Source organism: Streptomyces sp. S3(2020) (assembly GCF_013044505.1).
GTDB lineage: Bacteria > Actinomycetota > Actinomycetes > Streptomycetales > Streptomycetaceae > Streptomyces.
The window spans coordinates 1-12,188 of sequence record NZ_JABERD010000033.1 but is presented as its reverse complement, the minus strand read 5'-3'; the positions used below and the strand labels follow the sequence as shown (position 1 = coordinate 12,188).

Sequence of the window (12,188 nt, the reverse complement as noted above, 5' to 3'; positions counted from 1 at the left end):
ATCCCGCACCACACAAGGAGACACCCATGTCCGCGTCCCCCGTCGAACTCAGTGACGTCGAGCAGAAGTCCCTCACCGAGATCCCGCACCCCTCCCTCCCCGAGGGCTCCAGCATCTACGGCTCCACCAAGGTCTTCCCCGACTACCAGGCCGAGGACGGCGAGACCTACTTCACCCTCGTCCACGGCATCGCCCACGAGTCCTCGGTGTCCTTCGTCGCCGTCCTCCAGGCCACCCGCGCCCTGCGCAAGGGCTTCGAGACCGCCATCTACTTCTACGGCCCCGGCTCCCTCAACTGCCTTGCCACGCGCGGCTTCCCGACCGTCGGCAACTCCGCCTTCCCCGGCGAGCACAACATCAACAACCAGCTCAAGACGTTCATCGCCGAGGGCGGCAAGGTCTACTGCTGCCGTTTCGGCCTCTCCCTGCACGGCGCCCGCGAGGAGGACCTCATCGAGGGCGTCATCCCCACCCACCCCCTGGACGTCCAGGACGCGCTGATCCACTACGCCCGCAAGGGCGCCATCATCAACTCCACCTACCAGCTGTAGGGAGCCCGCCATGAGCACCGGCACCGGAACGACGGTGGATGTGCGGATCATGACCCGCGCCGAACTCGCCTTGCGGGGCGTGGCGTTGGACGCCGCCGTGCGACGCCCGGACGGCGCGGGGCCCAGCGACGACGGGCACGTCCTCGTCGACGGTGCCGGTGCCGCGCTCCCCCGCAACCCCGACAGTCCCTACTCGGTACGCGACGGCAAGGTGTGGCTGGGAGACGAGGACACCGGCCTCACCCTGACCGCCGTACACCGCCCGAAGTTCTACGACCTCACCACCGCCGACGGCACCCCGTACGAGCACATCGCCCGCCTGCACGGCGCCGATGTGCTCGCCACCACGGTCGTCCAGACCTGTATCCGCTACGCCGAGTCCGATCGCTGCCGCTTCTGCACGATCGAGGAGTCCCTGCGCTCCGGTGCCACGGTCGCCGCCAAGACGCCGGCGCAGCTGGCCGAGGTCGCCGAGGCGGCCGTACGGCTCGACGGCGTCAAGCAGATGGTGATGACCACGGGCACCACCACCGGCCCCGACCGGGGTGCCCGCAACCTGGTCCGCTCGGTGCGGGCCGTCCTCGACGCGGTCCCCGGCCTGCCGATCCAGGTGCAGTGCGAACCCCCCGGCGACCTGTCCTGGATCCGCGCCCTGCACGACGCGGGGGCCACCGCCATCGGCATCCATGTCGAGTCCCTCGACGACGAGGTGCGCAGGCGCTGGATGCCCGGGAAGTCGTCCGTCCCGATGGCGGAGTACGAAGCCGCCTGGGACGAGGCGGTACGCGTCTTCGGTCCGAACCGGGTGTCCACGTACCTGCTCGTCGGCCTCGGTGAGGATCCCGACGAACTCATCGACGGTGCCGGGGAGTTGATCGACCGGGGCGTGTACCCGTTCGTCGTCCCCTTCCGGCCGATGAGCGGCACCCTCGCCGCGCGGGACGGGGTCCCGGCTCCGAGTGCCGAGCTGCTGCGGTACGTCACCGAGCGGGTCGCCGAGAAGCTGCGTGCCGCCGGGATGAGCGGCGCGGACCAGAAGGCGGGCTGCGCGGCCTGCGGGGCGTGCAGTGTGCTGAAGACCGCGGGCGGGTGATCGCGTGCTCCTCGACGGGTCCACTACGTCGGCGCAGGAAGGGCCGTACGGCTTCGACATCCTGGAGTTGCTCGGCGATCGCAACACGCTTGCCCGCCGCCCGGCCTTCCACATCCAACAGGCTGACGGGACTGGTGAGTTGGCTGTCTACCGGCGGCTGCGCCGGGATGCGTTCGTCCAGGAGCAGCGGTTGTTCACCGGTCATGACCTGGACGACCGTGACGCCGATCCCCGCACGGTCGTGCTGGTGGCCAAGGACCGGGACGGAAGCGTCGTCGGCGGGGTGCGGCTCGGGCCGGTCGCCGACGGCCCGGACGTCGGCTGGTGGGCGGGCGGCCGGCTGGTCGTCGCGCCGGAAGCGCGCGGGCCGCAGGGCATGGGCGCGGCACTGGTTCGGGCCGCCTGCGCTCGGGCAGAGGCCGAAGGCGCGCTGCGCTTCGACGCGACCGTGCAGCAGCGCAACGAGGTGCTGTTCCGGCGGCTGGGCTGGCAGTCGGTACGCTCGGTCACCGTGGCCGGGGCCCCGCACACCCTGATGCGGTGGCCGATCGGCAGGATCGCGGCCCTGGTCACCGCCACCAAGGCCGCCCTCGGCCCGCTCCTGGCGGGCCTCCATGAACGGGCGGTCCGCGCCGCACGGCAGGACCCGGTCGGCGGGGCCCGGCCGACGGCGCGGACCGTCCTCGACGAACTCGACGGACTCGACGGACTCGACGGACTCAACGGACTCGGCGGACTCGGCTATGTGGGCGACGACGGCGCACCCGTCCCGACCACCGACATGATCGCCGCGTGCGACGCGATCCTGCCGTCGATGGTCGAGCGCGACCCCGAGTGGGCGGGCTGGTGCGCGGTCCTGGTGAACATCAACGACCTTGCGGCGATGGGCGCTTCACCGCTCGGGCTGCTGGACGCGCTCGGCGCGAAGGACGCCGCGCTCGCCGCGCGGGTACTGGCCGGGCTGGGGCGCGCCGCCCGGGCGTACGACGTTCCGGTGCTCGGCGGCCACACCCAACTCGGCGTCCCCGCCGCCCTGTCGGTGACCGCGCTCGGCCGCACCTCGCATCCCGTGCCGGGTGGCGGGGGCCGCCCCGGGCACGCGGTACGGCTGACGGCCGACCTGGGCGGCGAGTGGCGGCCCGGATACCGGGGGCGGCAGTGGGATTCGACGAGCCACCGCCGTACGGCCGAACTGCGCGCGATGACAGGGGCGGTGGCCGTCGGCCGGCCCGCCGCCGCCAAGGACGTATCGATGGCGGGGATCGCCGGAACGCTCGGCATGCTCGCCGAGGCGAGCGGCTGTCGGGCGGTGCTCGACGTGGCCGCCGTGCCCCGGCCGTCCGAGGCGACCGTCGGCGACTGGCTGACGTGCTTCCCCGGCTTCGCGATGCTCACCGCCGACGCCGCGAGCGCACCGCCGTTGCCGGCCGGACCGGCCACAGGCGCCGTCTGCGGCGAACTGACCACGGGAGAAGGCGTCGGGCTGCGCTGGCCCGACGGAGAGATCACGGAAGCGGTCACATCCACGGTGACCGGGATGGGACCCGCATGAGCACGCTACGCATGGCCGCCGTCGCCGCCGAGTTCGGCCGGGACCTCGAAGAGGACTTCGCCGTCGTCGAACGGCTGATCAAGGAGGCGCGGGAGGCGGACGTAGGGCTGCTGGCACTGCCGGAGGCCTGTCTGGGCGGCTACCTCCTCAGCCTCGACGACGACGCGGCCCTGGACGAGGGCCCGCCCGCGCTCACGCTCGACGGGCCCGAGATCCGTCGACTGGGCGCCCTCGCGGGCGAGATGACGGTCGTCGCCGGATACTGCGAGGCCGCCGGGGACGCGCGCTACAACAGCGTCGTCTGTGTCACCGGCGACGGCGTCCTGGGCAACCACCGCAAGGTCCACCAGCCGTTGAGCGAGGACGCCAGCTACTCCTCCGGCGACCGCTTCCACGCCTTCGACACACCGGTCGGCCGGCTCGGGATGATGATCTGCTACGACAAGGCGTTCCCGGAATCGGCACGCGCCCTGGCACTGGACGGCGCCGAGATCGGCGTATGCGTCTCCGCCTGGCCGGGCGCCCGCACCCAGGCCGCCACCGATCTCGCCAAGGACCGGTGGAAGCGCCGCTTCGACCTCTTCGACCGGGCCCGGGCGCTGGAGAACCAGATCGTGTGGGTGTCCGCCAACCAGGCGGGCACGTTCGGGTCGCTACGCTTCGTCGGCAGCGCCAAGGTCGTCGACCCCGGGGGCGAGATCATCGCCGACACGGGCGTCGGTGCCGGACTGGCGATCGCCGAACTCGACGTCGTACAGGCTCTGGAGACCGCGCGCCGGTCGATGGGGCACCTGCGCGACCGGCGTCCGGACACCTACACACCCGCAGGAGCAGCCAGCGTATGAGCACGATCCGGATCGCGGCCGCGGCCGCCCACTTCGGCCGCGACCTGGAGTTCGACCTGGCGAGGATCGCCAAGGTGATCGACGACGCCCGCGCCTCCGGCGCCGGACTGCTCGTGCTGCCCGACGCCGCCCTCGGCGGCTATCTCGCCGATCTGCGCCACCCCGACCCCGAGGCGCTGCCCCCGGCCCTCAAGCCCGACGACCCGCTGATCCTCCAGGTGGCCCGGCTGGCCGCCGAGATGGTGGTGTGCGTCGGCTACTGCGAGGACGGGGGCACCGACCGCTACAACGCCGCCGTCTGCGTCAGCGGCGACGGCGTGCTCGGCCGCCATCGCAAGGTCCATCTGCCGGCCGGGGAGACGGCCGCCTATCGTCCGGGCGACCGGTTCGACGCCTTCGACACCCCGGTCGGGCGGCTCGGCATGCTCATCGACTACGACAAGACGTTCCCGGAGTCCGCCCGCTCCCTCGCCCTGGACGGCGCCGAGATCCTGGCCTGTCTGTCCGCCTGGCCGACCAGCATCACCAACCGTGCCCCGCGGATGGCCCAGGACCGGCAGGCCAAGCTCTTCGACCTGTACGACCAGGCGCGGGCGGCCGAGAACCAGGTCGTCCTGGCCTCCTCCAACCAGACCGGCGCGATGGGCGGGATGCGCTTCCTGGGCCAGGCCAAGGTCGTCGGCCCGGGCGGCGACATCCTCGCGCGCACCTGGGCCAAGGCGGGCCTGGCGGTGGCCGAGGTCGACGTCGCCGAGGAGATCGACCGGGCCCGCCGGGTCCTGCGCCATCTCGACGAGCGGCGGCCGCACGCGTACCGGGAAGGACCCTCGTGAAGATCGCCCTGCTCAGCTACTCCACCAAGCCGCGCGGCGGAGTCGTCCACACCCTCGCCCTCGCCGAGGCCCTCGCGGCACTGGGCGAGGACGTCACCGTCTGGACCCTGGGCCGGGGCGGCGACGAGGGCTTCTACCGCCCCGTCGACCCGGCCGTGCGCCTGCGGATCGTGCCGTTCCCCGACGGACCGCCCGGCGAGAGCGTCGGCGAGCGCATCCTGCGCTCCATCGCCACCCTGCACGAGGCCTTCGACCCGGCGCCTTACGACATCGTGCACGCCCAGGACTGCATCAGCGCCAACGCGGTCGGCCGCTGTGTGCGCACCGTCCACCACCTCGACCACTTCACCACCCCCGAGCTCGCGGCCTGCCACGAGAAGGCGATCGTCGAGCCGTACGCGCACGTCTGTGTCTCGCGCTCGGTGGCGGAGGAGCTGAGGGAGGGCTGGGGACTGACGGCGGACGTCATCCCCAACGGAGTGGCGTACGAGCGGTTCGCGACCCTCGATCCGGCGGCACGGGAGAAGTGGCGCTCGCGGCTCGGCCGGTACGTCCTCAGCGTCGGCGGGATCGAGCCCCGCAAGGGTTCCCTGGACCTGCTGGAGGCGTACGCGCTCCTCGACGCGGACGACGTGCATCTGGTCATCGCGGGCGGCGAGACCCTGTTCGACTACCGCGACTACCGCACCCGCTGGGAGCGTCGCGCCGCCGAACTCGGCGTCGAACCGGTCGTCCTCGGCCCGGTGGCCGACGACGAGCTCCCGGCCCTGGTGGGGGCCGCCGCCGTGTTCGCCTTTCCCTCCCTGAAGGAGGGTTTCGGCCTCGCCGCCATGGAGGCGCTGGCTGCGGGCGTACCGCTGGTCGTCCGGGATCTGCCCGTGCTGCGGGAGGTGTTCGGCTCCGCCGCGCTTTTCGCCGACACCCCGCGGACGCTGGCCGGGCAGCTCGGCCACGCCGTGGCCACGGAGGATCCCGCTCGCCGGGCCGCCGGGCGTGGCCTCGCCGCCCGGCACACCTGGGACTCGGCGGCACGCCGGCATCTGTCGCTGTACCGCACTCTGGGGTGAGGGCGGCGGGACTGCACGACGTCGCTCACACGGAACGTCAGAGACCGAGCCGTTCCACCACTTCCCCGTCCGCGAGGGCGCGGGCGGCGTTTCGGGCCTCGTCGGCGCTCTGGGCGGTGAGTACCGCTTCGGCGATGGACACGCATCGCGCGAGGCTGTGGTGGCGCAACGCGTGGCGTACGGCAGGTAGTGCCGGGGCGGACATCGAGAGGCTGGTCACGCCCATGCCGGTCAGGGCCAGCGCCATCAGCGGATCCGACGCCGACTCGCCGCACACTCCGACCGGCTTGCGTACGGCCGTCGCGGCGCGGGCGGTCGCCGCGACCAGGGCGAGCACCGCGGGCTGCCAGGGGTCGAGGAGGTCCGTGAGTTCGCCGCGGAGGCGGTCGGTGGCCATCGTGTACTGGGCGAGGTCGTTGGTGCCGATGGAGACGAAGTCGACCTCGTCGAGGATCGCCGCCGCCTGGAGAGCGGCGGCCGGGACCTCGATCATCACCCCGACGGTCCGGATGCCGTGGGCTCGGGCCAGTCTGGCGAACGTGCGGGCTTCGGCGGGTGTGGAGATCATCGGCGCCATCACCCAGACGTCGGGCCGGCGCTCCGGCTCCAGTGCCCGTACGGTCGCGCCGAGAGCGGCGAGTTGTTCCTCCAGCAGCTGGGGTTGCGTACGGACCAGCCGGTAGCCGCGTACACCGAGCGCCGGGTTGTCCTCGTCGTCCTGCGCGGCGAACGCGAGGGGTTTGTCGGCGCCTGCGTCGAGGGTGCGTATCACCGTCTTGGAGCCGTTCGTCGCCGCCAGGGCGCGGGCGTACTGCGGGGCCTGCCGGTCGCGCGAGGGTGCGGTCGCGGAGTCCAGGAAGAGGACCTCGGTGCGGAACAGGCCGATGCCCTCGACCGTGGCGGGGTCGAGTTGCTCGATCTCGTGTGGGGTGCCGACGTTGGCGAGCAGGGGCACGGGGTGGCCGTCCGCTGTCGCGCCCGGTGCGGTGTCCTCGGCGAGGAGTCGTTCGGTCTGCGCTCTGTGGCGGACCGTCTCGACCAGGGCTCGGTCCGGGTGCGCGGTGATGGTTCCGTTCGCGGCGTCGACGGCGACGAGGGTTCCCTCGGGGATCCCGGTGGCCCCGGTGGCGCGGACGACGCAGGGGATGCCGAGCTGCCGCGCGATGATCGCCGTATGTCCGGTGGGGCCACCCGACTCGGTGACGAGGGCGGCCACTTTCTCCAGGTCGAGTGCGGCGGTGTCGGCGGGTGAGAGGTCTACGGCGCAGACCACGGACCTTTCCCGGAGTTCGGGCAGTCCCGGGGCGGGAAGTCCGAGGATGCGGGCGACCGCGTGGTCGCGCACGCTTCGCAGGTCGGTCGACCGCTCGGCGAACAGACCGCCGGCCGCGGTGAGCATCGCCATGACCTCGGCGACGGCGTCGTCCACGGCCGCGGCCGGGCCCTGACCGTTCTCGATGCGGGCGCGAGCCAGGTCGGCGAGTTCGGGGTCGGCCGCCATGCCGGCCGTCGCGAGCAGCACCTCGCCGAGCGCCCCCGGTGCGGCGGCGGCCCGCTCGGCGAACTCACCGGCCACCTCGGCCAGCGCCTTCTCCGCGGCAGCGATCGCCTGAGCGGTGTCCGACCGTTGAGCGATGTCCGACGCTGCGGTCAGTCTGCGCGCTCCCGACGGGATGACAGGCGCGGGACGGACCAGCGCGAGCGGGGCGATGGCGGCGGAACGGCCCACGCCGACGCCGGACACGGTCGGAGGGATGGTCACGATGCTCATGTCCGCTCGTCTCAACGCTCGTCTCACCGCTCGTCAAGCTCGGTGGCCAGCAGGGCGGCGAGGTGGTCGAGCGAGGGCCCGGCCGTCTCGTCGTCGGAGGCGAGGATGACGGCTTCGCCCTCCTTTAGTCCCAGGCTCATGAGCATGAGGGTGCTCTTCGCCGACACCGGGTTCCCGTCCGTCTTCCGGATGGTGACGGCGTGGTCGGCGGCCGCGGCGGCTCGGGCGAAGGTGGCCGCGGGCCGGGCGTGCAGCCCCTGGGAACACATGACGGTGGCGTGTCGCTCCGGCATTCCTGACTCCTTTTGTCTCGCGTTTCACAGGCGCCACATGAGGTGGTGACGCCATTGGGGAAAATCCATGGGTGCCAAGTGCCGAAAAGAGCTTTCAGCTCACAGCGTCCGCATAGGGAACGGAAATCTTCGGCAGGAATCCCACCTGGACGGCCGTGGCTCGGTTCTCGATGATCTCGACGGTCGTCACACTGCAATTGCCAAGCGGAGTTCCACCGGAATAGCCGATGAGTGCCAGGTAGACGAACAGGGTGACGCCGTGGCTCACGACGAGGACGTCGCCTTCCGGGTGTGCGCGCCCGATCCGCGCGAACGCGTCGCCAACACGTGCGAGGTAGGCGTCGGCCGCTTCCCCACCGGCCAGACCGGGATGCTTTCCGGCGATCACATCAGCAAAGAGAAGGCGGGGCTCGACCTGGCCGTACAGTTCCGGCTCGGGCCGCGCCTCCCACTCGCCGAACGAGTACTCCCGCAGTGCGTCGTCCGCCCGCAGGCGCACGGCCTCGTGGTGGCGCAGGATCTCCCGCGCGGTGGCCATCGTCCGTCCGGAAGGGCTCGCCCAGGCTGCCGTCAGTTCGACGTCGGCCAAGTGGGCCGCGGTCGCCCGCAGTTGCGGCAGGCCGTCGTCGGTCAGTGGTGAGTCGCACCAGCCCTGAAGGCGGCCGGCGGCGTTGTACTCGGTACGGGCGTGCCGTACGAGGTGGAGTCTCATGACCGCCGTCCCACCGGCTCGGGGCGGGACACCTTGGTGGTGCCCACCTGTCGGCGTATCTCGTCCAGGGCCTTAATCACCGAGACGCTCTCGGACAGTGGCATGAGGGGACTCTCCAACTCGCCTTCCCGCAGGCAGCGTTCGACTTCCAGGGCCTGGAAGTGCATGCCCCGTCCGGTCATGACCGGCGGCTCGAAGCGCCGTACGGGACTGCCGGGGCGGCCCGCGTCGTACACCGTGAACCCGGTGGAACCGAACCAGTAGGGGTCGATCTCGATCCAGCCGTCGGTGCCGATGACGGCGGCGCCGTTCGGGCCGGGGGTGTCCATGGCCGTGAGGGTGGTGGAGGTACGGCCGTGGCCGTGCCGCATCAGGACCGACGCACTCGTGTCGACGCCGGACGGTGTCGCACGGCCCTCGGCGACGATCTCGTGGGGCGCGCCCAGGAGATGGAAGGCGAGCGAGACCCCGTACACCCCGAGGTCCGCGACCGCGCCGCCGCCGAGCGCAGGGTCGTAGTGCCGACCGGCCGGAGAGTCGTCCAGCTTCTGGAAGTGGTGGGTGACCACGCCCCTGAGTTCCCCGACCGCCCCGCGGGCCAGCTCGTCGCGGAGTGCGGCGAACGTGGGAAGGAAACGGGTCCACATCGCTTCCATCGCGAACACCGAGTGGTGGCGGGCGGCGTCCACGATCCGCTGCGCCGAGAGCGCGTCGTCCGCGAACGACTTCTCGACCAGCACCGCCCTGCCCGCCTCGATCGCGAGAATCGCCTGGTCGGCGTGGAAGGGCTGCGGCGTGGCGACATACACGGCGTCCACGTCCGGGGCCAGGACGAGTTCCTCGTAGGACCCGTAGGAGGCGGGTATCCCCGTCTCCCCCGCGAACCGCGCCGCACGGTCGGGGTCGCGTGCCGCGACACCTGACACCTGTAGTCCGGCAGCCGTGAGATCGGCGGCGAAGACACGTGCGATCTTGCCGGCGCCGAGTATCCCCCAGCGCGTTCCGACCGTTCGCATTCGCCACTCCTCGCTGCCGTTCAAGCGTGTCCGCGCACAAAAAAAGACCCGGGCGCGGCTGCCGTACGACAGCTCGTCCCAGGTCTTGCCCGGCTCACACCGGTAACAATCCGTGAACCGCACCGTAACGGCAGGACGAGCGGGACGTCAACGGGAGGACCGAGGTGCGACCACCGCATGGCCTGCCGTCTGATCCGGCGCAAAATGGTCTTGCCAGACCTATGGACACAAGGAAAGTCCGGCGTCTACTGTCCTGCCCCAAGGCGCCCCCTGGTGCCCTACCAAAGCTGGGATTGTTACTGGGCCGCAGGCAAGACCCAAGCTGAGATCCGCTGTTTCCGCTGTTCCGTCGGTTTTTCCGGCGCACTCGGAAACGGCATTAGGATCCCGGCTTGGGTCTTTTTGTTTTCACGAACCGTCTCGCCCGGTCCGGTGACAGCGGGGCTCGAGGAGGAGCCGTGGCAACACAGAGCAAGTACGAAGTGACCGCCGAGGAAGTCCTGCGGGGCATCGGTGGCAAGGAGAACGTCAGATCCGTCGCCCACTGTGCGACGCGGCTGCGTTTCGTCCTCGATGACCGATCTAAGGTGGATAAGGAAGCCGTCGAATCGACGCGCGGTGTCATCGCCGTGGTCGAGGCGGGCGGCCAGTTCCAGGTCGTCATCGGCAATACCGTCGGCGAGGTCTACAAGGCGGTCGTGGCACACGGCGTCGAGGAACACAGCGGCGGCGGCTCCGCCGGAGGCTTCCTCCCTCGTGCGATGGACCTGGTCACCAGCATCTTCACCCCGTTCCTGTGGACCCTGGCGGCCGTGGGTCTGCTCAAGGCGTTCCTCGCGGTGGCGGTGGAGATCAGCCCCGGCTTCCGCTCCTCGTCGACGTACGCCATCTGGTTCGCGGCGGCCGACGCCGTGTTCCAGTTCCTGCCCGTGCTGCTGGCCATGACCGCCGCCAAGCGGTTCAAGGCGAACCAGTTCACCGCGGTCGCGATCGCCGGCGCACTCATCTACTCCGCCACCATCGCCGTCATCCCGGGCAAGGACGGCACGTCCCTGACACTTCAGGCGTTCGACCAGGCGGGCGGGCATCTGACCTTCCTGGGCATCCCGGTGGTCATGGCGAACTATCTGTCCGCCGTCATCCCGACCATCCTGGCGGTGTACTTCCAGTCGCACGTCGAGCGCCTGCTGGAGCGGGTGATGCCGACCGTGGTGCGCAACTTCGCGGTTCCCCTGTTCACCCTCACGATCGTCGTACCTGTGGTCTTCCTGGCCATCGGGCCGGCTTCGAGTGTGGTCGGCGACACCCTCGCGTCCGGGATAGAGAACCTTTGGGGCCTTGCCCCCTGGGCGGCGGGCGGCGTCTTCGGCGGTGTGTGGCAGATCCTCGTGATCTTCGGTCTGCACTGGGCCTTCGTGCCGATCCTGGCGCAGGAACTGGCGACGAACGGTCACTCGCTGCTGATCGGCGCGCTGTTCCCCGCGATCCTCGCCCAGGGTGCCGCCACCTTCGCGGTCTTCCTGAAGACGCGCAACCAGGATCTCAAGGCAGTGGCCGGTCCGGCCAGCCTCTCCGCCTTCGTCGCGGGCATCACCGAGCCGGCGATCTACGGTGTCACCCTGCGGCTCAAGCGCCCCTTCGTCTACGCGTCCATCGGCGGCGCTGTGGGCGGCGCGATCGCGGCGGCCGGCGGCTCCGGAGCAGACGGCTTCGTCCTGCCCGGTGCGCTCACTATCGCCGCGACGCTGGGGGTCGGCAACTTCGCCCTCCAACTCGTCGGCTGCGGCGTCGCCACGGCCATCGGATTCGCCCTGACCTTCGTCCTGGGCTTCAAGGACCTGCCCGCGACTCCGAAGGCGGCCGCCGTGGACAGTGGCTCCGGCGAAGGCGATGGGAACGGCGACGGGGACGGGGACGACACGGTGGCCACGCTCACGGCACCGGTCGCAGGGAAGGTCGTACCGCTCTCCGAGGTCCCCGACAAGGTGTTCGCCTCCGGAGCGATGGGGTCCGGTATCGCCGTGATCCCCTCCGAGGGCAAGGTCTACGCCCCCATCGGCGGCACCCTCGTGAGTGTCATGCCGCACGCGTTCGGCATCCGCAGCGACAGCGGTGTGGAAGTGCTCGTGCACATCGGTCTGAACACCGTCGAGCTCAAGGGCAGGGGCTTCTCCCCCGCGGTCACGCAGGGGCAGCGCGTCGAAGCCGGCGACCTGCTCACCGACGTCGATCTGAAGGTGATCACCGAGGCGGGCTACGACCCGATGACGGTTCTGATCGTGACCGACCCGGGAAGGCACTCCGCCGTGGTCCCGACGGCCACCGGTGACGTACGCCCGCGGCACGCCGCCCTCGACCTGATCGGCTGAGAGAGCCGGGCCTCGAAACACGGCAGGACCCCATGACAACCGGAGAACGACACATGACAGGGCCCACCACCCCCATCCCTCACTCC

11 protein-coding genes are annotated in these 12,188 nt (G+C 71.0%); 7 read left to right on the top strand and 4 right to left on the bottom strand.

Annotated elements, in window-relative coordinates; translation table 11 throughout:
• The first annotated feature begins 26 nt into the window (after positions 1-26).
• The 6 genes from HLK59_RS13670 to HLK59_RS13645 are packed head-to-tail and all read left to right on the top strand — an operon-like array spanning position 27 to position 5,941.
• Positions 27-551, top strand: coding sequence for an MSMEG_0572/Sll0783 family nitrogen starvation response protein (locus HLK59_RS13670; RefSeq protein WP_171141662.1), 525 nt, complete (start codon positions 27-29; stop codon positions 549-551).
• A gap of 10 nt (positions 552-561) precedes the next feature.
• Positions 562-1,644 (top strand): MSMEG_0568 family radical SAM protein, encoded by a 1,083-nt coding sequence (locus HLK59_RS13665; protein WP_171141661.1) that lies wholly within the window; start codon positions 562-564, stop codon positions 1,642-1,644.
• A 4-nt stretch (positions 1,645-1,648) separates the two neighbouring features.
• Positions 1,649-3,196, top strand: a complete 1,548-nt coding sequence (locus HLK59_RS13660; RefSeq protein WP_171141660.1) for an MSMEG_0567/sll0787 family protein — start codon at positions 1,649-1,651, stop codon at positions 3,194-3,196.
• Entirely contained in the window at positions 3,193-4,041 is an 849-nt protein-coding gene (locus tag HLK59_RS13655) for a carbon-nitrogen hydrolase family protein (protein WP_171141659.1), read from the top strand. The genes HLK59_RS13660 and HLK59_RS13655 overlap by 4 nt, the downstream gene beginning before the upstream one ends.
• Positions 4,038-4,874: a carbon-nitrogen hydrolase family protein gene (locus HLK59_RS13650; RefSeq protein WP_171141658.1), complete on the top strand. Its 837-nt coding sequence runs from the start codon at positions 4,038-4,040 to the stop codon at positions 4,872-4,874. The genes HLK59_RS13655 and HLK59_RS13650 overlap by 4 nt, the downstream gene beginning before the upstream one ends.
• Positions 4,871-5,941, top strand: a complete 1,071-nt coding sequence (locus tag HLK59_RS13645; protein WP_171141657.1) for an MSMEG_0565 family glycosyltransferase — start codon at positions 4,871-4,873, stop codon at positions 5,939-5,941. The genes HLK59_RS13650 and HLK59_RS13645 overlap by 4 nt, the downstream gene beginning before the upstream one ends.
• Before the next feature lie 37 nt (positions 5,942-5,978).
• Here HLK59_RS13645 and HLK59_RS13640 read toward each other — a convergent pair whose 3' ends face one another.
• The 4 genes from HLK59_RS13640 to HLK59_RS13625 form a co-directional block, all read right to left on the bottom strand.
• On the bottom strand, positions 5,979-7,712 hold the full coding sequence (locus tag HLK59_RS13640) for a putative PEP-binding protein (protein ID WP_171141656.1): 1,734 nt from the start codon (positions 7,710-7,712) through the stop codon (positions 5,979-5,981).
• A gap of 23 nt (positions 7,713-7,735) precedes the next feature.
• Positions 7,736-8,005 (bottom strand): HPr family phosphocarrier protein, encoded by a 270-nt coding sequence (locus tag HLK59_RS13635; RefSeq protein ID WP_171141655.1) that lies wholly within the window; start codon positions 8,003-8,005, stop codon positions 7,736-7,738.
• 94 nt (positions 8,006-8,099) lie between these two features.
• Positions 8,100-8,717 carry a histidine phosphatase family protein gene (locus HLK59_RS13630; protein ID WP_171141654.1) on the bottom strand — a complete coding sequence of 206 codons (618 nt, stop codon included), beginning with the start codon at positions 8,715-8,717 and terminating at the stop codon, positions 8,100-8,102.
• A complete protein-coding gene (locus HLK59_RS13625; protein WP_171141653.1) occupies positions 8,714-9,733 on the bottom strand; it encodes a Gfo/Idh/MocA family oxidoreductase in 1,020 nt (339 codons plus the stop codon). The genes HLK59_RS13630 and HLK59_RS13625 overlap by 4 nt, the downstream gene beginning before the upstream one ends.
• A gap of 458 nt (positions 9,734-10,191) precedes the next feature.
• Between HLK59_RS13625 and HLK59_RS13620 the strand changes: the two genes are divergently transcribed.
• On the top strand, positions 10,192-12,102 hold the full coding sequence (locus HLK59_RS13620) for a beta-glucoside-specific PTS transporter subunit IIABC (protein WP_171141652.1): 1,911 nt from the start codon (positions 10,192-10,194) through the stop codon (positions 12,100-12,102).
• Positions 12,103-12,188 lie beyond the last annotated feature (86 nt).